The sequence below is a fragment of the Geobacillus sp. GHH01 genome (assembly GCF_000336445.1).
GTDB lineage: Bacteria > Bacillota > Bacilli > Bacillales > Anoxybacillaceae > Geobacillus > Geobacillus zalihae.
Genome location: NC_020210.1, coordinates 3,510,236 through 3,533,803 on the forward strand (window position 1 = coordinate 3,510,236; position 23,568 = coordinate 3,533,803).

Annotated in this window: 25 protein-coding genes and 1 pseudogene; 10 read left to right on the forward strand and 16 right to left on the reverse strand. The window is 53.3% G+C overall.

The genetic code is table 11. The annotated features are described in order from the left end of the window. Positions 1-2 precede the first annotated feature (2 nt). A complete protein-coding gene (locus GHH_RS19605) occupies positions 3-149 on the forward strand; it encodes a hypothetical protein (protein ID WP_236612579.1) in 147 nt (48 codons plus the stop codon). A gap of 19 nt (positions 150-168) precedes the next feature. Beyond that, complete coding sequence (locus GHH_RS17360) at positions 169-1,071, forward strand: prenyltransferase (protein ID WP_014196992.1); 903 nt, start codon at positions 169-171, stop codon at positions 1,069-1,071. Positions 1,072-1,123: 52 nt separating this feature from the next. Here the strand turns inward: GHH_RS17360 and GHH_RS17365 are convergent, their stop codons facing one another. From GHH_RS17365 to GHH_RS17380, 4 genes are all read right to left on the reverse strand, one after another. Then, the gene (locus GHH_RS17365) at positions 1,124-1,495 is read right to left on the reverse strand and encodes a DUF423 domain-containing protein (protein ID WP_015376087.1); all 372 of its coding nucleotides are present in this window, start codon (positions 1,493-1,495) and stop codon (positions 1,124-1,126) included. A 264-nt stretch (positions 1,496-1,759) separates the two neighbouring features. Next, complete coding sequence (locus GHH_RS17370; RefSeq protein ID WP_015376088.1) at positions 1,760-2,059, reverse strand: YwdI family protein; 300 nt, start codon at positions 2,057-2,059, stop codon at positions 1,760-1,762. 13 nt (positions 2,060-2,072) lie between these two features. Then, positions 2,073-2,762 carry a uracil-DNA glycosylase gene (locus GHH_RS17375; protein ID WP_013524842.1) on the reverse strand — a complete coding sequence of 230 codons (690 nt, stop codon included), beginning with the start codon at positions 2,760-2,762 and terminating at the stop codon, positions 2,073-2,075. Between the two features lie 171 nt (positions 2,763-2,933). Then, positions 2,934-3,317, reverse strand: a complete 384-nt coding sequence (locus GHH_RS17380) for a YkvA family protein (RefSeq protein ID WP_015376089.1) — start codon at positions 3,315-3,317, stop codon at positions 2,934-2,936. Positions 3,318-3,445: 128 nt separating this feature from the next. On the opposite strand from GHH_RS17380, the gene GHH_RS17385 reads away from it, so the two are divergent. The 3 genes from GHH_RS17385 to GHH_RS17395 are packed head-to-tail and all read left to right on the forward strand — an operon-like array spanning position 3,446 to position 5,011. Next, complete coding sequence (locus GHH_RS17385; protein WP_013146655.1) at positions 3,446-3,796, forward strand: STAS domain-containing protein; 351 nt, start codon at positions 3,446-3,448, stop codon at positions 3,794-3,796. Beyond that, entirely contained in the window at positions 3,793-4,281 is a 489-nt protein-coding gene (gene rsbW / locus GHH_RS17390; RefSeq protein WP_015376090.1) for an anti-sigma B factor RsbW, read from the forward strand. The genes GHH_RS17385 and rsbW overlap by 4 nt, the downstream gene beginning before the upstream one ends. Continuing rightward, positions 4,241-5,011: a sigma-70 family RNA polymerase sigma factor gene (locus tag GHH_RS17395; RefSeq protein WP_015376091.1), complete on the forward strand. Its 771-nt coding sequence runs from the start codon at positions 4,241-4,243 to the stop codon at positions 5,009-5,011. Before rsbW ends, GHH_RS17395 begins: the two co-directional genes overlap by 41 nt. 49 nt (positions 5,012-5,060) lie before the next feature. Here GHH_RS17395 and GHH_RS17400 read toward each other — a convergent pair whose 3' ends face one another. Both GHH_RS17400 and GHH_RS18650 read right to left on the reverse strand, forming a co-directional pair. Continuing rightward, the gene (locus tag GHH_RS17400) at positions 5,061-6,971 is read right to left on the reverse strand and encodes a SpoIIE family protein phosphatase (protein ID WP_015376092.1); all 1,911 of its coding nucleotides are present in this window, start codon (positions 6,969-6,971) and stop codon (positions 5,061-5,063) included. A gap of 173 nt (positions 6,972-7,144) precedes the next feature. Then, positions 7,145-7,240, reverse strand: a pseudogene (locus GHH_RS18650) (FMN-dependent NADH-azoreductase); the annotation flags it as partial. A gap of 151 nt (positions 7,241-7,391) precedes the next feature. On the opposite strand from GHH_RS18650, the gene GHH_RS17405 reads away from it, so the two are divergent. Beyond that, positions 7,392-7,910, forward strand: a complete 519-nt coding sequence (locus GHH_RS17405) for a type II toxin-antitoxin system PemK/MazF family toxin (RefSeq protein WP_015376093.1) — start codon at positions 7,392-7,394, stop codon at positions 7,908-7,910. 485 nt (positions 7,911-8,395) lie between these two features. On the opposite strand, the gene GHH_RS17410 is transcribed toward GHH_RS17405, so the two are convergent. The 10 genes from GHH_RS17410 to GHH_RS17450 all read right to left on the reverse strand — a co-directional run bounded on the left by GHH_RS17410 (position 8,396) and on the right by GHH_RS17450 (position 19,144). Further along, on the reverse strand, positions 8,396-9,031 hold the full coding sequence (locus tag GHH_RS17410; RefSeq protein WP_015376094.1) for an FMN-dependent NADH-azoreductase: 636 nt from the start codon (positions 9,029-9,031) through the stop codon (positions 8,396-8,398). Between the two features lie 172 nt (positions 9,032-9,203). Further along, on the reverse strand, positions 9,204-9,353 hold the full coding sequence (locus tag GHH_RS19265) for a hypothetical protein (RefSeq protein ID WP_011232896.1): 150 nt from the start codon (positions 9,351-9,353) through the stop codon (positions 9,204-9,206). Positions 9,354-9,523: 170 nt separating this feature from the next. Continuing rightward, positions 9,524-10,906, reverse strand: coding sequence for a glycine--tRNA ligase (locus tag GHH_RS17415; RefSeq protein ID WP_015376095.1), 1,383 nt, complete (start codon positions 10,904-10,906; stop codon positions 9,524-9,526). Positions 10,907-11,169: 263 nt separating this feature from the next. Further along, positions 11,170-12,027, reverse strand: a complete 858-nt coding sequence (locus tag GHH_RS17420) for a glycosyltransferase family 2 protein (RefSeq protein ID WP_015376096.1) — start codon at positions 12,025-12,027, stop codon at positions 11,170-11,172. Between the two features lie 223 nt (positions 12,028-12,250). Further along, entirely contained in the window at positions 12,251-13,447 is a 1,197-nt protein-coding gene (locus GHH_RS17425) for an MFS transporter (protein ID WP_015376097.1), read from the reverse strand. A gap of 174 nt (positions 13,448-13,621) precedes the next feature. Further along, a complete protein-coding gene (locus tag GHH_RS17430) occupies positions 13,622-15,067 on the reverse strand; it encodes a sucrose-6-phosphate hydrolase (protein ID WP_015376098.1) in 1,446 nt (481 codons plus the stop codon). Positions 15,068-15,078: 11 nt separating this feature from the next. Further along, the gene (locus GHH_RS17435; RefSeq protein WP_015376099.1) at positions 15,079-16,455 is read right to left on the reverse strand and encodes a PTS mannitol-specific transporter subunit EIICB; all 1,377 of its coding nucleotides are present in this window, start codon (positions 16,453-16,455) and stop codon (positions 15,079-15,081) included. Between the two features lie 193 nt (positions 16,456-16,648). Next, on the reverse strand, positions 16,649-17,479 hold the full coding sequence (locus tag GHH_RS17440; protein WP_015376100.1) for a PRD domain-containing protein: 831 nt from the start codon (positions 17,477-17,479) through the stop codon (positions 16,649-16,651). A gap of 18 nt (positions 17,480-17,497) precedes the next feature. Continuing rightward, positions 17,498-17,992, reverse strand: a complete 495-nt coding sequence (locus GHH_RS17445; RefSeq protein WP_015376101.1) for a PTS glucose transporter subunit IIA — start codon at positions 17,990-17,992, stop codon at positions 17,498-17,500. A 90-nt stretch (positions 17,993-18,082) separates the two neighbouring features. Continuing rightward, positions 18,083-19,144 (reverse strand): tartrate dehydrogenase, encoded by a 1,062-nt coding sequence (locus GHH_RS17450; protein ID WP_015376102.1) that lies wholly within the window; start codon positions 19,142-19,144, stop codon positions 18,083-18,085. A 146-nt stretch (positions 19,145-19,290) separates the two neighbouring features. On the opposite strand from GHH_RS17450, the gene GHH_RS17455 reads away from it, so the two are divergent. The 4 genes from GHH_RS17455 to pdxK all read left to right on the forward strand — a co-directional run bounded on the left by GHH_RS17455 (position 19,291) and on the right by pdxK (position 23,445). Further along, on the forward strand, positions 19,291-20,526 hold the full coding sequence (locus GHH_RS17455) for a CdaR family transcriptional regulator (RefSeq protein WP_015376103.1): 1,236 nt from the start codon (positions 19,291-19,293) through the stop codon (positions 20,524-20,526). Between the two features lie 117 nt (positions 20,527-20,643). Further along, positions 20,644-21,777 (forward strand): alanine dehydrogenase, encoded by a 1,134-nt coding sequence (gene ald / locus GHH_RS17460; RefSeq protein ID WP_015376104.1) that lies wholly within the window; start codon positions 20,644-20,646, stop codon positions 21,775-21,777. A 207-nt stretch (positions 21,778-21,984) separates the two neighbouring features. Continuing rightward, a complete protein-coding gene (locus GHH_RS17465; RefSeq protein WP_015376105.1) occupies positions 21,985-22,584 on the forward strand; it encodes a Uma2 family endonuclease in 600 nt (199 codons plus the stop codon). 45 nt (positions 22,585-22,629) lie between these two features. Further along, a complete protein-coding gene (gene pdxK / locus GHH_RS17470) occupies positions 22,630-23,445 on the forward strand; it encodes a pyridoxine/pyridoxal/pyridoxamine kinase (RefSeq protein ID WP_015376106.1) in 816 nt (271 codons plus the stop codon). Positions 23,446-23,568 lie beyond the last annotated feature (123 nt).

The following is a 23,568-nucleotide window of genomic DNA, read 5'->3' on the forward strand; positions in this document are numbered from 1 at the left end:
CGGTGTTTTCCAATGAAGACCTTTGGCGCCAAGCCAATGGCGGTGACGATGCGCCGTTAAAAAAAGCGATGACCTCGATCATTGCCGTTCAGTCGGTCGAAGCGGCCGGATTTGTCGTGCTCATCGTATGCATGCTTTTACTCTCCTAACGGAAACGAGGGGTTCGCATTGCGATATGAACATCGTGAAGAAGATCGGCATTGGGTTTACCGTTTTTCATGGCTTCACTTAATGCGCCCGCCGACATGGAGCGGAACGATCAGCCCTGTGCTGGCCGCCACCGCGCTGGCGGCGAAAAAGGGCGCCGTTCGGATCGAGGTGCTGCTGGCGATGTTAGCCGCCTCTGTGCTGATTCAGTCAGCCGTCAACATGCTGAATGACTATTTTGATCGGTTGCGCGGCCAAGACGATGACAAATGGACGAACGGGCATGGCCATGGACCTGCCCATCGCTCGATCCCTGCCGTTGCTGGCGCCATGCTGGCCGTCGCGGTTGCGTTAGGCGCGTACTTGGCGTGGCAAAGCGATCCAGCCATCGCGTGGATCGGCGCCGCAGCGATCATCTGCGGGATCGCCTACTCAGCCGGGCCGCGTCCGCTCGCCTCGCTCGGTTTAGGTGAGTTGACCGCCGCCGTTTGCATGGGGCCGGTCGTGACCGCACTCGCTTATGCCGTACAAGGGCATGTTCCAGACACCGCTCTGTTTGCCTTGTCCATCCCGTTCGCCTTGCTGATCGCCTCGATGATTTTGACAAACAACATCCGCGACATCGAAAAAGACCGGCCGTTTCGCCGCACATTAGCCATCCGGCTCGGACGGAACAACGCCGTGCGCCTTCTCGGGCTTCTTCTCGTCTCCGCCTACTTGTCCATTGCTGCTTTGATCGTTTGGCATATCGTTCCTTTGCTTGCCGCGGTCACAGGGCTCGCGATGCCGCTTGCCATCCGGCTTCGTCTCTGTTTCCGCCCCGGCGCTAGTCGAACCGAGGAAAGAAGCGGCATGAAATGGGCCGCCCGCCATCATTGGGCCGTTGGACTGTTGTTGACGTTGAGTCTATGGCTTTCGCTATAGAGCGGAGAGGGACGGCGGCAAAAAAACGGAGCGCTCCGCTCCTGCGCTCCGTTTACAACCATTTTAATGCCGCATAACCGATCATCACCCAGGCGACCAAAAAAGCGACGCCGCCAAACGGAGTGATCGCGCCAAGCGGCTTAATCTGCGTTACACTTAATACGTACAAGCTCCCGGAAAACAACACGATGCCGGCGAACATCACCCAGCCCGCCGCACCGATCAGCCCGACATTTGGCGCCTTGCCAGCGAGCAATCCGACAACAAGCAGCCCTAATGCGTGGAACATCTGGTATTGGACCGCCGTTTTCCAAATCTCCAAATAACGATCCGGAATCTTCCCTTCAAGCCCGTGCGCGCCAAACGCTCCCAACGCCACAGCCAAAAACGCATTGAGCGCACCGAGAAGGACGAATGTTTTCATAGCTGTTCCGCCTTTCTAATTAAAGATTGTTTTCCCTCATTCATAATATAATGGGAATGTTCCCCGACAACAAATTACTAATGAATGTCAGCCACTTCACTCGACAGAACCGGTCAATCGGGAGCGCCACCGGCAAGACCCGCGTCCAAGCCGGTGAACCGCTTCTTGTTTTTTGGCGCAAACAAAGGCAAGCGATTCAACGGAGTTCTGTTGATCAACATTCCCCGTGGAGAAGACCGTTTTCCACGGTGTTTCGTTGCCCCCTCAAAAATCCAACAACGACTCCCCGTTCGCCTCATCGTCAATGTCGGGAGAACGTCCTCCGACGGAAACACCCCCAAGCGAAAGCCCGCCAGCAACCGAAATCGGCCCGCCGACGACAAGCGGCCCGGCTGCGGCAGACGAAGCGGACGGCTGCGGATGGCTTGTTGCTTCCAACATCAAATCGCATAAAACGCGAATGGCGGCGACGTGTTCACGCACCCGCTGCAGGTCGTTCACGGACTTGGCTTTCCGCAACTCATCTTCCATCTTGGCGATAACGGCCGCAAACGAGATGGACATCATTCTCCCCTCCTTATTCAGCACGGACGCCGATGTTTTCGATTTGCCAGTCGATCGGTTCGCGTCCGCATTTCATCAAAAACGCGTTCGTCCGCGAAAACGGGCGATGGCCGAAAAAGCCGCGTGCGGCGGAAAACGGGCTCGGGTGCGGCGCTTCAATAATCAGATGGCGCGGATTCGTAATCCGTTCTTTTTTCTCCTGAGCGTTCCGGCCCCAAAGCAAAAAGACGACCGGATCGTCTTTTTCATTGACGAGTTCAATGACGCGGTCGGTGAATTGTTCCCACCCTTTGCCGCGGTGGGAGTTCGCCTGGCCGCGGCGGACGGTCAGCACCGTGTTTAACAATAACACCCCTTGCTCGGCCCATTTCACGAGATAGCCGTTATCTGGTATATAGCAGCCAAGGTCATCATGCAGCTCTTTAAAAATGTTCACCAAAGACGGCGGCACCGGCACGCCCGGCTTGACGGAAAAACTAAGCCCGTGCGCCTGCCCCGGGCCGTGGTACGGATCTTGCCCGAGCAGCACGACTTTGACGTTTGCATACGGTGTATAATGAAGGGCGTTGAAAATATCGTGCATATCGGGATAGATCGTCCGCGTTCGGTACTCTACTTTCAAAAATTCGCGCAGCTTCAAGTAGTATGGTTTTTGAAACTCCTCTTCAAGCAGCGGAGCCCAGTCGTTTTTGAGAATCGGCATTGCGAGCAACTCCTTTGCCATCGGCTTTTTCCCTTTTATCATTGTAGCCAAAAAGACACCAGCGTCAAAGCGAAGTGAATGTTCAGATTGAGGCAACCATAGCGAAACCTGTTTCCCCAACAGGAAATGCGCCAATCCCCTGCCGCAGCCATCAAAATATTGAAGAGAAAATCAAAATGTCCACGAAATCAACCAGCGGAGCAGCCAGACGCCAAGCAGCACGTATAAAAAAATGATCAGCACCCCAGCGGCCCAATTTGTCGGTTTGCCGTGCTTGGCAAGCTCTTCCGCCCGCGCCCGATGTTCGGCAGCGACGTCTTTCGGCAGCCATTTGAGCGCTATGTAAATGCCAAGCGGCACAAGCAGCAAATCATCGATATACCCAAGAACCGGAACGAAATCGGGAATCAAATCGATCGGACTGAACGCATACGCCACAACGACCAACATAAACAGCCGCAGCCAGATGGAAACGCGCCGGTCGCGAACCGCAGAATACAAGACGAATATGTCTCGTTTCAGCACCCTTGCCCATTCTTTCCACTTTGTGAACATCGCGTTCCCCTGCCCTTTCCTGTTTCATATAGTATAAAATATGGGTATAGTAGTGTAAACATTGCAAGGTGGACAACCTTCCCGTACCATCATCCAGCTAACTCATTGATTATGTGAGGTGAACGGCTATGGACAGGAAACGATTTCATATCGTGCATGATGAACAGCCGGATCGGCATGTTGTATACATAAAAGGGGAGCTTGATCTAGCGACGGCCGAACAGTTTCAACGCGCCGTCGAACCGCTTGCTCATGACGCATCAAAACCGCTTGTCATCCGCCTTGAAGAATTGTCGTATATCGACAGCACCGGCATCGGGATGTTTGTCGCACTGCTGAAAACACGCAAAAAACAAGAAGCGCCGTTTATGATTGAAAATGTGCCGCCAAAAGTGAAACGTTTGTTCGATTTAACAGGTGTATCTTACTTCTTTTCGGAAATGGATCAGACGACAGAAAGGATCGGGGGCCAATCATGAAAGAGCATGAAACCGTCGTACAGCTGTCGATTCCAGCTGATGCGCAGTTTATCGATGTCGCGCGTTTGACGCTATACGGGCTGGCCGCCAAGATGGGGTTTTCCTATGAAGAGATTGAAGATATGAAAGTGGCCGTCTCAGAAGCGTGCAACAACGCTGTTTTGCATGCGTACAACGGAAGGGGTGGCATCATTCATCTTCGCTTTGAGATGCGCGCCGATGCGCTTTCGATCATCATTAAAGACGAGGGCAAAGGGTTTGATTACAAACGGGTGTCCAAACAAGCAGCGCCCCTGTCCGCAAAGCCGCTTGAAGACGTCAAAGCTGGCGGCCTCGGCCTGTTTTTGATGGAAGCGCTCATGGACGATGTCACCGTCACCACAAAGGGCGGAACGGAAGTCCGCCTGACGAAATTCCGCCATCGCGGCGAAGGAGAGCATGCCCATGACTGTATATCCCCCTCCTCTGTCCAAGAGCAAGCTTGACGCCCTCATTTCCGCCTATCAACAAACAAAAACGGAAGAAGCGGCGACCGCCTTGCTCGTGCGCTTCGAGCCGCTCATTGCGGCCGCAGCGAAAAAAATGGCGCGCAGCCGCCCTGACTTTTACGAAGACTTGTTTCAAATCGGACGGCTGTCGTTTTTGCGTCTCCTTGACCATTACGACCCTAAACAAGGAACAAGCTTTGAGTCATACGCCATGAAAAGCTTGATCGGCTATATGAAAAACTATTTGCGCGACAAAGCATGGTACATCCAAGTGCCGCGCAAGGTGAAAGAAAAAGGAAGCAAAGTGCAGCAGGCGATCGATGAGCTGACCGTCAAGCTCGAACGGTCGCCGACGCTCGATGAGATCGCCGGCCACTTAGGCTTATCGGTCGAAAAAACGATCGAAATTTTGGCCGGACGGGACCATTACCAAGCCGTTTCGCTCGATGCCCCGGTGCAAGACGGGGAAAAGGATGCGACGACGATCGGTGAATTCGTCGCTGATGAAACGAACGAAATCGAGTCACTGATCGAGCGAATGGATTTAGAGCAGGCGATCGGCAAACTGAGCGAGCAAGAACAAATCGTCATCGACGCCATCTTCCGGCGCGGGGAAACGCAGCGCTCGTTAGCCGAGAGGCTCGGCGTCTCGCAAATGACAATCAGCCGCATTCAAAAGCGGGCCATCGCGAAATTGAAGCGGCAGCTCGCCGCCTATTCGCCATAACGGTCAAACATCGCGCCGCCGGACGCATCAAGCGGTCGAACTGCCCATGCTAGCGGCGGCGCAGCAGCAACAACGTTTGGTCATCTTTTTGTTCGTATTGATGATACGCTTGAATATGCTCGTACAACTCGCGCACGATCTCCGGCGCCGGCTGATCAAGGTTGACGCGGGCGACCATCGCGGCGAGAACGGAAAAGTCATCGTCCGCCTCTTCGGTACGCTTTTCCGTCACCCCGTCGGTGTACAGCAGCACAAAATCGCCTGGTTCGAGCACAACCGATTTGGTCTCAAATGAAAATTGCGGAAACAAGCCGAGCGCGCAGCCTTTGGCGCCTAGCGGCACGCATTGCTTCGTTTTCGCCCGATACCAAAGCGCCGGTTCGTGCCCGGCGCACGCGTACGAGAACGTATGCGTTTTTTCGTTGTAATTGCCGACAAACATCGTGACAAACATCGACGGCTCGGTGTAGTCGTAGGCGAATCGGTTCAGCAGGTCAAGATATACGTGCGGCTGCGTTCCGTAATGGACGGTCCGGTCCAGAATAAATTTCATCAGCGTCATGAGCATCGCCGCTGGAATGCCTTTTCCCGATACATCAGCAATGCCGACGGACACCGATGTTTGATGGACAGCAAAGTGATAAAAATCGCCGCTCAACACCCGGGCAGGGACGCTGAGGACACCGATGTCGACGTACGAAGGCAAATCCGCCTTCGATGATGTCTGCAAAAGCGCCCGCTGCATATTCGCGGCAAGCGACAGCTCAAAGTCGAGCTGTTCCCGCTCGCGCTCGAGCCACTCTTTCTCTTTTTTCTCCGTCATGTCGCGCAAAACAGCGACAAGCCCTGTCAGGGCACCGTTTTCCATCACCGGCGCCAGCGTGTAGCCGACCGGCAGGCACACGCCGTCATGGCGGCGAAACGGCTCCTCCTCGACGCGAATCACCTCGCCGCTTTTCAGCCGTTTGACAACACGGCGCAGCTGCTTCCAGTCCCACTTGTCGCCATCCGGCCCGGCGAGCGAGACAAAGGAAAACAGCGGCTTCCCTTTCGCTTCCTCCGGATCAAGGCCAAGCAAACGGCCGGCTTCCGGGTTCATCCAAACAATCCGGCCGTCGCGGTTTAACATCATCAATCCCTCGCCAAGGGCGTTCGCCATCATTTCCAGTTGCTGTTCGTGCTGTTTCAGCTCCACGTACGGTTTTTCGACCGTCTCGACGTACATTGCACGCACGATATACAAAAATCCGGCCATTTCATACAGCTGCCCCCACAGCGCATGGCCGCCGCCAAACATGAGCAGCCATTGACCGAGGGCAAACCACCATAACGCCAGCAGCCAGTACAGGGAGGACCGGGAACTCCCTTGCCGCCAACGACGCCATACAAGCAAAGCGGCGCCCGCATCGAGCAACCCGATCATTCCCTCGCCGGCCTTCCACCAGAGCGGCCAGCGGCTTGTCCCGTCTCCCGGCCAAAGCGGCGCTGTCCAATGGATGAATAGCCCAACGACCGCCGCATAAGCAAAAGCGGCGAAAAACGCTTGCCACCGTTGTCCGCTTCTCCGCTCCATCACCTCATCGCGGCGCGAAAACAGAAAGAGAAGCCCCCAGGCGAGCGTCAATCGGGCCGCAAGCGAAAAGAGCGGCGCCTCCGCGCCGTCAGACGCAAAAGACAAGACAACATGCAGCGAAAACAACAAGCCTGAGGAGAAAAACAGCGCCCCCATCATCAGCCGCTCCAGCGACAACGTATGCGGAAACACGGCCCACCCTTGCACGGCAACAAGCCAGCAAACGACCACCACGGCGAGCCCTAAGGCAAGATGAATAGAATGATAGAATCCGGGCGAAACAGGCAGCCGGCCGGCCGCAAACAGAAGCAAGCCAAACATTCCGGCCGCCAGCACGGCCATCGCGCTGTGCAGACGCACTAGGCGATATCGTTCGTATTCATTCACCAACGAGGAACCCCCACTCTTCATTCTATATGGTTTATTATACCATACGGCTCCCCACCAGCGTATATGAACGTCACGGCCGTTTGGTTGTCCAATAAAAAAGGAGCCTCTCCGAATGAAGAGGCTCCCAAGCCAAGTTTGCGGCCATTTTCCGCGCAATACCCGTTCTCCCGTTAAAACGTGTGCGCCAAGTCTTTCGCCCGGGCGATGGCGTTCGCTTTGATTTCTTCCGCCTTTTCCGGCACCGCCGCATGCCCTTCGACAAATACCATTCTATTGGTGATGGGAGATATCCTGCAACGACAAAATAATGGGAATGTATAGCGCAAAAAAATATTGCAGCGTGGCCGAACTTTAAGGACAAGATGTGATACAATCATGAGCGTGGCGGTATAAAACGAAGGGAAAGGGGGGAATAAAATGGAATCAGATGCTATTCAACGCGAACGATTACGTTTAAACAAAGTGGACAAAAAGGTAAAACTAGATGAATGGCATCCAAAGAAGATTGCTTTAGCAAACGAATGGATTGAGAATGAGCAAACGCAGATGAAGCGCCCGATCATACGAGGAGCTATTTTCACTTGTGAACTCGGGGAAAATATCGGCACAGAACAAAACGGAGAGCGGCCGGTGCTTGTTCTTTCTAATGACTGGATTAACCGCACATCCGGAAACGTTAAGGTAGCTCCTTTATCTACAAAATTAAAAACCAAAACCGTTACAGATCGGAAAGGGAAAACCAAAGTAGTGCCTCGTTTCAAGACACATTACTTTCTTCGAAAGGAAGTTTATCCTTTTTTAGCTCAGACTTCCGCGGTAAAGGTAGAAGAATTAACGACCGTAAACAAAGTACGATTAAAGCAACATATCGGCAATATAAACGAGGATGACTTAAATAAGATTATGAACCGTGTAAAATGGGTATTTGACCTGTAACGTATTTACAATGTATTGACGACGTATTTATGACGTATTGACATTTCCCTAGGTTTTTTCTATACTTAGAGTACAAAATAAGTTGTCTGTCTCGTCACAGACCATTTCACACGTGAAAAAACGTGGATTCGTTTGTTTTGACAACGGAGAGGAGCCTAAATGGTTCCTCTCTTTGCATATTATCGCCAAGAGAATCATAACCTAATGATAAGTTGCCTGCCGCGTCGCAGGCCATTTCACCCCGTCAGCGGGGAATTCATGGTTTTTGCCCCAGTACTTCGGTGCTGGGGTTTTATGTATTTATCGAGGAAAATTTCTCACGAAGAAATAGGGACTTTATTGATCAGGCTATACCATACGGCTCCCCGCCAGCGTATATGAACGTCACGGCCGTTTGGTTTGTCCAATAAAAAAGGAGCCTCTCCGGATGAAGAGGCTCCCAAGCCAAGTTTGCGGCCATTTTCCGCGCAATACCAGCCCTCCCGTTAAAACGTGTGCGCCAAGTCTTTCGCCCGAGCGATGGCGTTCGCTTTAATTTCTTCCGCCTTTTCCGGCACCGCCGCATGCCCTTCGACAAACAACCCTTCAAATGACGGAACACCGAAAAATTGCATGATGACGCTTAAATACCGATGGCCCATTTCCATTTCCGCCGCCGGGCCTTCGGAGTAGAAACCGCCGCGCGCTTGAATGTGGAGCGCTTTTTTATCAGTAAGCAATCCGACCGGCCCTTGTTCCGTATATTTAAACGTCTTGCCGGCGACCGCCACGGCGTCAATATACGCCTTTAACACCGGCGGGAACGAAAAGTTCCACATCGGCGTGACGAATACATATTTGTCGGCGGAAATAAACTGCTCGCACAGCTCGTTCATCCGCCCGACTTTCGCTTTTTCTTCGTCAGACAGCTCTTCAAACGATTTCCCGGAGCGAAGTTTGCCCCAGCCGCTGAACACGTCGACGTCGATTTCCGGAATGTATTCCTTGTATAAGTCGAGATGAATGACTTCATGATCCGGATGCACTTGTTTGTATGTGTCGATAAACGCTTTTCCGACCGCCATGCTGTAAGACTGCGTGTCGTCGTGCGGATGGGCGGTGATGTACAATACTTTTGTCATGATGCATACTCCCTTTCGTGATGATCTCGGCACTTTAGTGTTTGCACTTTGTTGAAGCGGCATACAATTGTTTTGAATTCAAATATCTCCAACAAAAGATAATTATATAAAGGTCCGAAACGCTTGGCAAACAATTTGACCGCAAAAAAAATTGCCTTTCTCCAAGGCAATGTTACTCGCTTTGTTCCACGACAAACGGGTTGCCGCTGATTTGTTTTCGTATCTCATCGGTGAGCGTAAACGGTTCGCTTTTGATGACGCTTTCATCATTGCCAGGCGGATGGCCGCTTCCATCGTAGTAAATCGGTTTTCCTTCCATCATGGTGAACCCCCTTGATCCATTGCAGGAACTAGTCTATACTTCTATTTTACCATTATATACAGCGAACATCCATCTATTTTTTTGAATTTTTTTCTAAAAAAGCGGTTCTATCCCCATACACGTTCTTAAAAAAACGCCGGGGTTTCGTCGCTGCCCCGGCGTTCATGGCATCAAAAGGCGATTTTTTCCTCTAAAAAGGCTTTGAGCTCCCCAATCGGCAGCCGCACTTGCTCCATCGTGTCGCGGTCGCGCACGGTCACTTGGCCGTCTTGTTCAGACTCAAAGTCGTACGTGATGCAAAACGGCGTGCCGATTTCATCTTGGCGGCGGTACCGCTTGCCGATCGAGCCGGTTTCGTCATAGTCGACCATGAAATGTTTCGCCAGCTCTTCATAAATGCGGTGCGCCCCGTCCGCGAGCTTTTTCGACAGCGGCAAGACAGCCGCTTTGTACGGCGCAAGCGCCGGATGCAAGTGCATCACCGTTCTCGTCGTGCCGTCTTCCAGCTCTTCTTCGTCATAGGCGTCGATCATAAACGCCAGCGTGACGCGGTCAGCGCCAAGCGACGGCTCAATGCAGTACGGGATGTAGCGCTCGTTCGTTTCTTGGTCGAGATAATGGAAGTCCTCGCCCGAGTATTCCATATGCCGCTTCAAATCGTAATCCGTGCGCGACGCGATGCCCCACAGCTCGCCCCAGCCGAACGGGAAATGGTACTCGATGTCCGTCGTGGCGTTGCTGTAGTGGGACAACTCTTCTTTCGCATGGTCGCGCAGGCGGATGTTATCCTCCTTCATGCCGAGCGACAGCAGCCACTCCTTGCAAAACTGCTTCCAATACTCAAACCATTGCAGCTCTTCGCCCGGTTTGCAGAAAAACTCGAGCTCCATCTGTTCAAATTCGCGCGTGCGGAACGTAAAGTTGCCCGGCGTAATTTCATTGCGAAAACTTTTGCCGATTTGCGCGATGCCAAACGGCAATTTTTTGCGCATCGTGCGCTGGACGTTTTTGAAGTTGACGAAAATGCCTTGCGCTGTCTCTGGGCGCAAATAAATTTCGTTGGCGCTCGACTCGGTGACGCCTTGGTACGTTTTGAACATTAAGTTGAACTGGCGCACGTTCGTGAAATCGCGGCTGCCGCATTCCGGGCAGGCGATGTCGTATTCCTTGATGAGTTCATCCATTTTGGCCAGCGGCAAACCGTCGACGATCATCTCGATCCCTTTTTCCTCGAGCGCCTTCTCAATCAACTTATCGGCGCGATGACGCGCTTTGCACTGTTTGCAGTCGACCATCGGATCGTTGAAGTTGCCTAAGTGGCCAGACGCTTCCCACGTTCTCGGGTTCATTAAAATGGCGGCGTCGAGCCCGACGTTGTACGGCGACTCTTGGACGAATTTTTTCCACCACGCCCGTTTGATGTTGTTTTTCAGCTCAACGCCAAGCGGGCCGTAATCCCACGTGTTCGCCAGCCCGCCGTAAATTTCCGAGCCCGGAAACACGAAGCCGCGATGCTTGGCATGTGCGACGATTTCTTCCATTGTGACAGCCATCGTGTTCATCCTCCTTCAATGTGATGTCCAACAATCAAAAACGCCCTCGCCCCTAGGCCTGACGCCTAGGGACGAGAGCGTAGCTCCCGCGGTTCCACCCTAGTTGATGCGCAAATCACGCATCCCCTTTTTGCCATTTCCGCTCCGGACTGCCGTTTCATTAACCATCTTCGCCGGGCTTCCACCGTCCCCGGCTCGCTTGGGAAGAGAGGGTTAACTACTATTGATCCGTCATCGCGATCCATATATGATTTTGTCCATTATCATAGCAAACCCCAAAACCTTTTGTCAACGCCATCCTGCTTTTTTTGCATCCAAAACCGCGACACGATCGGCTTCCCGTCCCAGATGACTTCGCTTTTCGCCCGGCGCTTCGCGACTTCCGGCTCGTCAAGCAAGAGCCAAAAGTTTTTCACCGGCAAGTCCCCAAGCCCATGCTTCTCGCAAAGCCGCCGCAAGTAATGCCGCCGCTTGTCGCTCATATGTCGCGACACGTTGTCGCCGTCCGGGCTGAACGCATACAAGACCGTCGCCGCCGCGACACGCGTGACGCGACAAACAGAGGCGGCGCGCAAAAAGAAGTCCCAATCCCAATAATGGTGGACAGTCGGGTCAAAGCAGCCGATCTCGTCATGGAGCGATTTTCGATACACGCTCCCGGACGGGACGTACGTCGAAAACGTCCGCATCGCCTCCAAATCGTACTCATAGGCAAATAAAAAACGGGCCGATGGGACGCGCTGATCGTTTTCCACCCGATACTGGACAATTTCCGCATCGGCATAGGCAAAATCAGCGTCACGAAGCGCTGTGACCATCCGCTCGAGATGGCATGGCAACACTAAGTCGTCGTCGTCGCAAAGCATGATGAGGTCGTTGCGCGCCTCCTTGACGCCGATGTTGCGGGCCGCGACATGTCCTTCGTTGTCGCGGCGGTCGATGAGACGGATGTCAAGCTCCGGGTACAAGGCGACGACATCATGAACCGGGACACCCCCGTCGTTGACGATAATGACCTCAAACGGCTTGTACGTCTGCCGGCTTAACGACTCGAGCAGCTCGGCAAGCGGATACGGGCGATTGTACGTCGGGATGACGACGGACACGGACGGACATAACATCAATTCACCGCCTCTCGCACTGGTTTTCCCCTTGGCGTCCGCGGGCGTCGATGCGCACACCCACCAAAAGCTTGGCCAATCAAAAAAGGGGCTTACCCTTAAGGTACCGCCCCTGCCGTTTGTTTGTCAATTTCGTCTTGCCTCCCCTAACGAGCGCCACGAACCAAAGCCCGCAACCCCTCATTAGAGATCTGCCTTAGAATGTCCCTTACAACGATTTTACTCATGCAAGCTCCTGTTGCTTCGTCTCGCTGCCCAACACCGCGACCGCCAAAACGGCGACAAGGACCGATAGACAAAACAGCGTGAAAATGGCCGTCACCGACACCCCTTGGGCGACAAGCGAGCCGACCAACAGTGGGCCAAAAATGCCGCCAATGCGGCCAAACGCCGCCGCCATGCCGGCGCCGGTCGCACGAATCGACGTCGGATACTGCTCCGGCGTATACGCATACAGCGCTCCCCAAGCGCCGAGGTTGAAAAACGACAAGAAAATGCCGGATGCCATCAGCCCAACGAGCGACTCGGCCGTGCCGAAAAAGTAGGCGCTCAATGCGGTGCCAAGCAAATACGTGACCAAGACAAATTTCCGCCCCGCCCGCTCGATCAGCCATGCGGCGCTGAAATAGCCGGGCAATTGCGCCAGCGTCATGATGAGCACATATTCAAAGCTTTTAATTAAACTAAACCCTTTCATCACCATGACGCTCGGCAGCCATAAAAACATGCCGTAATACGAAAAGACGACGCAAAACCAAAGCAGCCAAAGCATGACCGTCTCTTTCCGATGGGGAGCGGACCATACTTTGACGATATTGCTCCACACCGTCTCCTCTTTTTGCGCGGCCGCAAACCGCGGCGAATCGGGCAGGCGGAGGCGCAAATAGATCGCATACAGCGCTGGAATCGCCGCCAGCCATAACGCCGTCCGCCATCCGTAAACTGGTATGACGAAATACGAGATGAGCGCTGCCAGCAACCAGCCGCCCGCCCAAAAGCTCTCAAGCAGCACGACAACCCGGCCGCGGTCGGCAGCCGGCACCGCCTCCGAAACGAGCGTTGACGCGACCGGCAGCTCGCCGCCAAGCCCCATGCCGATCAAAAAGCGGAGCGCCAAAAACGCCGCCAACGTCGTCGTCAGCGCCGACAGCCCGCTGCCGATCGAGAATAATAACAATGTGACAATGAAAACATTTTTCCGGCCGATCCGGTCGGCGAGCAGCCCGAACACGAGCGCTCCGACCGCCATGCCGATCGAGTTGACGCTGCCGATCCAGCCGACTTGGCTGGCCGTCAAATTCCAGTCTTTTTGCAAGGCCGCCATCAAAAACGACAACATGCCGACATCCATCGCGTCAAACAGCCAACCGAGACCGGCAATGCCTAACAGCTTGCGCTGGGAAATCGCGGTTTGGTTCATGTGTATCCTCCTGTCATTATCGATGTAAAGACATCGTCTACTGTTCATTATAGAGGGGGACGGAAGTAAATTCAATCCCGTATTGCTCATTTTCTCACAAAATGAACCGCAACAGTAATAAAAAAGCCGCCGAAAAGCGATTGCTCTCGGCAGCTTTGCTCGTGCCAACCCGTCTTATAATTCCCATTTCTCGATGTCCATATGAAGATGTCCATGAGTTCCAAATAAAATCGTTCGGTCGTCCAGATGCGGAAAAAACCGCGCAGTGAACGTCTCTTCGCCATCATTGACGAACAGTTCGATCGATGACGTATCAAGGAAAACATGAAGCGAACGAAGACGTGGCAATCGACATTGCCGCTTCTCCGTCAGCCCGTTCACAAAGCTTTTCCGTTCAAGCGTCAATACCCCTTCGTCACTATTGTAAACAAGGCGAGCCGCATGGCGAAAGTAAATTTCCATCATGCTTCCGAACAGTTCGATATTGTCGAGGCGAAGTTCGATCGCATCTCCCTCGAGTCCCGGCCATGACCTCAGCTCATTCACCACAGTGGCGCTTGGATATGCTACTTTTTGTTTGCGCAACTGTTTCAGCTCTTCCACTGGCGTCTGTCTCAGCTTGCCGCCAGTGAGGCGAAGTTCGCGCGGCAAGGTGAGCGCGTGCACCCAGCGGTGGCTCACTGTCGGCTGACGGTCTTCATCCTGGTCCGGCACGCCCATCCAACCGATTAAAATTCTTCGTCCGCGTCGGTCAAGCATCGTTTGCGGAGCGTAAAATTCAAAGCCGCGGTCAAGCTCCTCAAACGTCCCGTGAAGGAATTCGGCCCGTTCGTAGTCGAAGCGGCCGACAAAATAACCTGACTGGTAGACGTTTTGGTAGCGCATGCCGTCCGGTTTTAATCCTTGCGGGCAGACAATGAGCACGTCTTGCCCATCTAATGGAAACAAGTCTGGGCATTCCCACATATAGCCAAACGGACCAAGCCCGTTCATGTTGCCGCCAGCAATTGGGCCAAGATGCTCCCAATGACAAAGATCAGCGGAACGAAACAGCACCGCTTTTCCATCGCCGCTTTCGCTTTGCGCCCCCAAGATCATATACCAATGGCCCTGATACCGCCATACTTTCGGGTCGCGGAAATGGGCCGTATATCCGTCCGGAAGTGTAATGACGACGCCTTTTTTTGTAAAATGAATGCCATCTTCCGATACGGCCATGCATTGGTACGTTTGGCGGTTTCCTTGTTCATCTTTCACATTGCCAGTGTAAAACAGCACGAGCTTTCCATCGCAACTAATCGCACTGCCGGAATAGCAGCCATCTTTGTCATACCATTCGCTTGGCGCTAACGCAATCGGCGCTGCTTGCCAATGAACCAAGTCTGGGGATGTATAATGCCCCCAGAACTTGGCGCCATGGCCGGTGCGAAACGGCATCCATTGGTAGAAGACGTGATACGTTCCGTTCCAGTCGATCAGCCCGTTTGGGTCGTTCATCAACCCGACAGGAGGCATGAGATGGTAGCGAAGCCGATACCGGTCGCGATTGACAAGAGTCTCATATTTTTCGACTTCAGCGTATGCTTGTTCAATAAGTTTCTGTTCGCGTTCGGATTTCATCCACACGCCCCTCACTCTTCCTCTTCGCGAAACTTCAAGAGCCATGTCGCCACAAACGCTGAAACGACGGCAATGGCAAAACCGATTAAGTAGTGCATTAAGTTCGTGAGCCCTTCCGGCGCAACGATGGCGATCATCGGGATGCCGGTCAACCCGTAGGCATTAGCCACTACATTCGTAAATACGACGTACGCTCCGCCGAGCGCGCCGCCAATGGCCGCAGCGATAAACGGCTTCCGGTATTTTAAGTTCACCCCGAAAATGACTGGCTCGGTAATGCCTAAAAAAGCTGACAAGGCCGCCGGCAACGCAATCTCTTTTGTTTTTGTCCGCTTCGATTTGACAAATACAGCCAAACCGGCGCCGCCTTGGGCGACGTTGGCCATCGACCAAATTGGCAGTAAATAGTTGACCCCAAGTTTCGCCAACAAGTTCGCTTCAATGGCATGAAAGCTATGATGCACACCGGTAATGACGATCATCGAGTACAATCCGCCGAAGATAAGGCCGGCTAACGCACCGCCATAATGGTAAACAAAGTTCAACACCGTCGTAATCCCATCGCCAAGCAAATTGCCGAGCGGACCAATGGCCAAAATCGTAATAAATCCCGTCAAAATGACGGTCACAAAAGGAACAACAAGCAAACTGACCGCATGGGGAACAACTCTGCGCAATCCACGCTCCACTTTGCTCATCACATACGTCGCCAGCAAAATCGGCACGACCGTCCCTTGATACCCGACCATAGCGATATCAAAGCCAAGAAAATGCATATAGTTTGGCTTGGCCTCGGCCAATCCCCACGGGTTTAATAGCGCCGGGTGAGTCATAATACCGCCGATGACCGCCCCTAAAAACGGCGTGCCGCCAAATTCTTTCGCCGCGCTAAAGCCGATTAAAATCGGCAAAATAATAAACGCCGCACTCGAAAACATATCAAGCAAAATATACAGCGGGCTGTCTGCCGCCACCCATTTGAACGCCTTCATCATCCCAAGCAAACCCATTAACAAACCGCTCGCGACAATGGCTGGGATGATTGGGACAAAAATGTTTGACAACGTCTTCGCAAAGCGGGCGAGCGGATTCATTTTTTGCTTGATGGCTTCTTGATGGGCATCAGCATCACCTTGCTGTACCCCTGCTTCCCGGGCAAACGCTTCATACACTTTATTCACCACGCCGGTGCCAAAAATAATTTGAAACTGTCCGGAGCTGGAAAACGCCCCTTTAACCCCTTCAATGTTTTCAATGTCTTTCGCCTCGGCCTTTTTGTCATCTTTTAAGACGAGGCGAAGCCGTGTCGCGCAATGAGTTACGCTAATGATGTTTTCTTTCCCGCCAAGGAGCGGGATGAGTTGTTTAGCAATGTGTTCATAATTCATCGGTGAACTCCTCTCCTTCTGAATGATGGTGAAATGAAAAACAAAAAAGACCTAAAACATACAAAGGGCGATCTAGCGGCATGACTCACTTGCCGTTCCCTTCATACGTTTTAGGTCTTGCCTGCTCGAAGCAGTTACAATCCCGCAATATTTCGTTGTCTGTTTTGCATTATACGGCAACTTGCTGTTTTTGTCAACGCTTTCGCAACCGTTGGATATGGAGGACGATATAGGCGAGTTCCTCCTCCGGAAAACGGATGCCATATTCCTTTTCTGCATAGGTTGCCGCTTTTTGTGTACACGCCCATTCCCTTGCATATTTTGTCTGAATGAGCGCAAGCATCTCCTCATCCATCGAATGAATCGGCTCCCCGTTTTCGATGCGGCTTAAGGCAAAGCGCAAATGAGTGAGCAGCCGCTGGTATGAAATGCTTTCCTTATCGATCGATATGCCGAGCTCCGTTTGGATAAGGTCAACGAGTTCATGAATGAGCGTCGTCTCGCGCATCGTTTTGTTCATGCTGGCGGCATCGAGTTTCGCCGTATGAATATGAAGGGCGATATGGGCCGCCTCGTCATCGGGAATCTCGATGCCAAGCCGCTCTTTGATCAACTGTTTCGCCCATAGCCCGATTTCATACTCCGCCTTATATAGCACTTTAATTTCATTGAGCAATTTGTTTTGAATGCGGTAACCTTGCTTCAACCGCTCGATGGCAAACGACAAATGGTCAGTCAGCGCAATATGAATATGGTCGCTGAGCGGCGCTTGCAGTTTGCCTTCCGCATAGCTGATAATTTCTTCGGCAATATCGATATGTTCTTCTGGCAACGTGCGAAGCAATTGCTGGAACTTCTCATTTTCTTCTTCCATGACGAAAATTTTCTCAATGCGGCCCGGGGGGATGAGATCGTTTTTCCGCTTTTGAAACGCAATCCCCGGGCCCATGACAATTTTCTCTTTGCCTTCGTCGAGCACGACAACGGCGTTGTTGTTTAAAATCTTATGGATGCGAAACGCCATATGTCCTCCCTGCCGCCCTTATTTCATTTTGACATGAAATAAGACCGTCTCGCCTTTTGCTGCCGATGTCCCTGCTTTTTTCTCCAAACTTTCAAGCGCATCACCATTCGTGATGATGATCGGCGTCACCGCGCTTTTCGCTTTCTCGCGCACAAGCGGCAAGTCGACAGAAAGAAGCCGATCGCCCCGTTTCACTCGGTCGCCGGCTTTGACATAGGCGGTAAACCCTTCCCCGTTCATCGACACGGTGTCGATGCCGACATGGATGAGCAGCTCCACACCCGCTTCCGAACGCAAGCCGATAGCATGCTTCGTCGGAAAGAGTTGGACGATTTCCCCGTCCACCGGAGCGACGACATCCCCATCCGCCGGGTCGATGGCGATGCCATCGCCCATCATGTTTTGCGCAAACACCGGATCCGGCACGTCTTCAAGCGGCACAATCGTTCCGTCAAGCGGCGCGGTGATCGTCTCCTCTTTCAGCTGCTGCTTGCCAAACCATTTTTTGAACAACGGGCGTCATCCTTTCTATTCGGTTTGTCTGACATTCAGTATACCGAAACGGAAGGACAGTGCCAACCGCGCCGACCCAATCGGTCTTCATCAGCCGCGTTTGCGCAGCCGCCGGCAAATTTCTTCCGTCACTTCCTTTGTCGTCGCCGTGCCGCCGAGATCCGGCGTTTTGATGCCGTCAGCGGTGACATCCTCGATCGTTTGCAACAAAAGGGCGCCGAGCTCTTCTTCGCCGAAATGGTCAAGCATCAGTTTCGCCGTCCAAATTTGCCCGATCGGGTTGGCGATGCCTTTGCCGTAAATGTCCGGCGCCGAGCCGTGCACCGGCTCAAACATGGACGGGTACTTGCCGTTGACGTTGATGTTCGCCGCCGGGGCGATGCCGATGCTGCCCATAATAGCGCCGCCAAGGTCCGTCAAAATGTCGCCAAACAAGTTGCTCGCGACAACGACGTCAAACGTATGCGGCCTTGTCACGAAAAAGGCGGCCAATGCATCAATATGGTACGACGCGGTCGCGACATCCGGGTAGTCGCGCTTGACGTCGGCGAACACTTCATCCCAAAACGGCATCGTATGGAAAATGCCGTTCGATTTCGTCGCGCTCGTCACATGCCGTTTCCGCTTCCGCGCCAGCTCGAACGCATAACGCATCGCCCGCTCCGTCCCTTTGCGGGTAAAGACAGCGTTTTGAATGGCGATTTCATCCTCACCGCGATGAATGCGCCCGCCGACTTCGCTATATTCCCCCTCGCTGTTTTCGCGGACGACGATGAAATCAAAGTCGCGCGGCTCGGTCAGAGGCGAGGATAAGCCGCGGAAATATTTCGCCGGGCGAATGTTAATCACTTGTTCAAATTCGCGGCGGATTTTCAGAAGCAATCCCCATAATGAAATATGATCAGGGACAAACTTCGGATTGCCGACCGCTCCAAGGAAAATGGCGTCAAAGTTCCGCAGCGTCTCCAGCCCATCATCCGGCATCATTTTTCCATGCTCCATATAATAGTCGCAACTCCATGGAAATTCAGTGAAAGAAAAGGAAATCCCTCCATGGACATCCGCAACCGTTTTTAACACATCCAACGCCGCGGGCACAACTTCCTTGCCGATGCCGTCGCCAGGAATGACGGCGATTTCCCATTTTTTCACAACAGTCTCCTCCTTGATGAATCATTTCCTTTCCCTAATTCGACAGAAAGCGCACCGAACCCTCTCCGTTATAGAATACACAATGGCAACCCTTATTTGTGGTAAAATCAAACTACAATCCTATGGACGATGCGGGGGAAACAAATATGTCTCACTATACCGACCCGTTCCGCGGCGAATTTGACAGCCTTGAAGAGTTTGCCGACCGCGTCAGCGACGTGCTGAAATGCCCGGTGACGATCGAAGATGCGAACCATCGGCTCATCGCCTACAGCGCCCATGACGATTACACCGATCCGGCGCGGACGGCGACGATCATCAGCCGGCGCGTCCCGGAAAAAGTGATCAACAGCTTATGGAAACAAGGCGCCATCCCGGCGCTGCTCAAAAGCCGCGAGCCGGTGCGCGTGCCGCCGATTCATGACGTCGGCCTCGGCAGCCGCGTCGCTGTGTCGATCTGGAAAAACGATGAGGTGATCGGTTTCATCTGGGTGCTGGAAACGAACCGGACGCTGTCGCCTGAGGAGATGGAATGGCTCAAGCTCGCCGCCAAGGCAGCGAAAAACAAAGTGTTGCAGCTGTATATGCGCAAAAACAAAAAAGAAGAGCGGGTGCAGGAGCTGTTTTGGAAGTTGCTGACGAGCCATATCGCGGCCGAAGACGAGATTCGCGCCCATCTCGCTGCCATGCAAATCCCGACCGCACCGCAGTTTGCCGTTGTCGTCTTCCGCTTTGCCGCCGATTTGATCGCCGAAATGGAGCGGCAAATTTCCTACTTATTGCAAACAACCCAGCAACTCCCGCTCCTTCTTTATACGACTGACGGCCGCGATGTGATTTTGCTGGCGGCGCCCAAAACCGACCAGCCGCTCAAAGAGCTGAATGCATTCATCGAGTCGTTCGCCGCCAAAATGAAAGAACGATTTCACATCCACGATGTGCAGTGCGGGTTTGGCGGCGTGTACGGCGCCTATCGCCTCATTGAAAAAAGCTACCGCGAAGCGCTCGCCGTCCTGGCGCTGAAAGAAAAGCTCGGCGATGAAATCAAGTCGGTTTACGGCTATGCCCAGCTTGGCATTTACCAATTTTTTGATTTTTTGCTTGAACAAAAGCGGCAAGGAGAATGGACCAACCCAGCGTTAACGAAGCTGCAATCGTACGACCAGAAACACCACAGCGACTTGGTCAAAACGTTTGAAACGTTTTTTGACCATAACGAAAACGCGCAAGAAACCGCCGACGTCCTCAACGTTCACCCGAACACGCTTGCTTATCGGCTCAAGCGGATTGCCGACATCGCCGAGCTTGATCTCAATGACATGAATCAAAAAATCAAATTATACATTGATATTAAATTAGCGAAATACGAAGCGCGCGGTTGAATTTGTGGAAATCCACAAAAACCGGGCGCTTCTTTCTCTTTTTTGAACAATGCCCGGCCCGTTCCGTCTCTTTTATACTATAAGTAAGGCCACTTCTGACGAGGAGGAACGATATCCATGATTATTGGAGTGCCAAAGGAAATCAAAAATAACGAAAACCGTGTCGCCATTACGCCGGCTGGCGTTTTGTCATTCGTTCAGGCTGGACATACGGTTCTGATTGAGAAAGAGGCAGGGGTTGGAAGCGGTTTCAGCGACAGCGATTACGCCCGTGCCGGAGCACAAATCATCGAGCGAGCGGAAGATGTGTGGGCGCAAGCCGATATGGTGATGAAAGTGAAAGAGCCGCTGCCAAGCGAATACGGCTATTTCCGCCCAGGTCTCATTTTGTTCACCTATTTGCATTTGGCCGCCGACCCGGAGTTGACGCGCGCCTTAAAAGAAAGCGGCGTCATCGCCATTGCCTATGAGACGGTGCAAGTCGGCCGCACGCTGCCGCTGTTGACGCCGATGAGCGAAGTCGCCGGGCGGATGGCGGCGCAAATCGGGGCGCAATTTTTAGAAAAACCGTACGGCGGCAAAGGCATCTTGCTTGGCGGCGTCCCAGGCGTCGCCCGCGGCAAAGTAGTCATCATCGGCGGTGGGGTCGTCGGCACGAACGCAGCGAAAGTCGCGGTCGGCCTCGGGGCAGATGTCACGATCATCGACTTGAACGCGGATCGCCTGCGCGAGCTTGACGACATTTTCGGCAACCAAATTACGACGCTCATGTCCAACCCGATGAACATCGCCGAAGCGGTCGCAGAGGCCGACCTTGTCATCGGCGCCGTCCTCATCCCGGGAGCGCGGGCGCCGAAGCTCGTCACCGAGGACATGGTGAAAGCGATGAAACCGGGTTCGGTCATCGTCGATGTCGCCATCGACCAAGGGGGCATCGTCGAGACGAGCGACCACGTCACGACACATGACGACCCGACGTACGTCAAACACGGCGTCGTCCATTATGCGGTCGCCAACATGCCTGGAGCCGTTCCGCGCACCTCGACGATCGCCTTGACGAACGTCACGATGCCATACGCCTTGCAAATCGCCAACAAAGGCGTCATCCAAGCCATTACGGACAACCCGGCGCTCGAGCTTGGCGTCAACGTCGCCAACGGCGAAATCACGTACGAAGCCGTCGCCCGCGACCTCGGCTATCGCTACGTCCCGGCCCGCGAAGCGCTCGGGAAAACGTTGGCCGCCAACTAACCGTGATGGACGCGGCCGACAACGCGCGCTGCCGGCCGCCTGTTCATCATTGTCCATTCCCATGACCGCCCACTCATAGCGGGCGGCTTTTTTTATCGTCCTAACCCGACAAGGCCGCCATTTCGGCAAGTGAGCGCAGGCGGTGGGAGTATGCCCCCTGTTGCGTTATGCCAAATCATTTTCGTTCAGCAAAGCAGGCCGTGTATAATGAAAATAGAAAGCGGGAAAGAAGGTGATTTCGTGAACGTTCCGGGAAAACAGGCGGTATCGCTTGAAGAATTTTATCGCATGCGGGAAACAACCGATCGTATTTTAGAATATATTGATGGCGCTGTGTTGATGTCTCCCTCCCCTTCGACCCAGCACCAACGCCTATCGGGACGGCTGTACGTCCAACTGTTCCATTTTTTAGAAGGAAAGCCGTGTGAAGTGTTTCATGCCCCTTTTGATATCGAACTAAAGAACGAACGAATCGAAGGCAAGAAAATTGTCGTCCCTGATTTAACCGTGATCTGCGATCGAAGCGGATTAACGGACAGCAAATTTGTCGGCGTCCCAACGTTGATCATTGAAATTTTAAGTCCTTCCAACCAGGCGTATGATCTCGTGTTCAAATTGAACTTGTATATGCAATACGGAGTCGGTGAATATTGGATCGTGAACCCTATGCACTCTGTTGTGCAAATCTACTCGCTCAATGACGACGGACAATATGAACAAGCCGGCGTCTGGAAAGAAACCGGCATGGCCTATTCGCGCGCGCTTGACGGTTTTTCTGTTGATGTAGAACAACTATTTCGTCCTTGAGGGCGGCTTCATGATATAATCTTGTAGAACAAAGGAGTGATGACGATGACGATGCCAAAAGCGTTAACGATCGCCGGGTCAGACAGCAGCGGCGGCGCCGGGCTGCAGGCGGATTTGAAAACATTCCAAGAACTCGGTGTCTACGGGATGACGGCAATCACGACAATCGTCGCCATGGATCCGCACAACCGTTGGGCGCATCAAGTGTTTCCGGTGGACTTGGCGACGATCGAAGCTCAGCTTGAGACGATCATCGTCGGCGTTGGCGTTGATGCTCTCAAAACGGGGATGCTTCCAACGACGGATATCATTGAATTAGCGGCGCGCACCATTGAAAAACATGGATTGAAAAACGCCGTCATCGACCCGGTTATGGTGTGCAAAGGGGCGGACGAGCCGCTCCATCCGGAAAATACAGTGTGCTACCGGGAAACGCTTGTACCAAAAGCAACGGTCGTGACGCCGAACTTGTTTGAGGCGGCGCAGCTAGCCGGCCTGCCGCGCATTGAAACGGTTGAGGACATGAAAGAGGCGGCCGGGCGCATTCATGAGCTCGGAGCTCAATATGTGATCGTCAAAGGCGGACGGAAAATTCCGCACGACTATGCGGTTGACGTCCTTTATGACGGCCAAACGTTCGAACTGCTTGAATCGGAACGGATCGACACGACGTATACGCATGGCGCCGGCTGCACGTTCTCGGCCGCCATTGCCGCCGAACTGGCGAAAGGCCGGCCGGTGAAAGACGCCATTGCGACGGCAAAAGCGTTCATCACCGCCGCCATCCGCCACTCGTTCCCGCTCAACGAATACGTCGGGCCGACGCATCACGGCGCGTACCGCCGCTACGGCGAACAATAGACAAGGCCTCGTCCTTGTCTTTTTCCGCAACTCCCCTCCTTGGAATTAGGAAGGGAGCGAGGCCTGCGCATACCGAAAAAGCAAATGCCTCCAAACGATTTGCATGGCGCTAAAATAGATGCC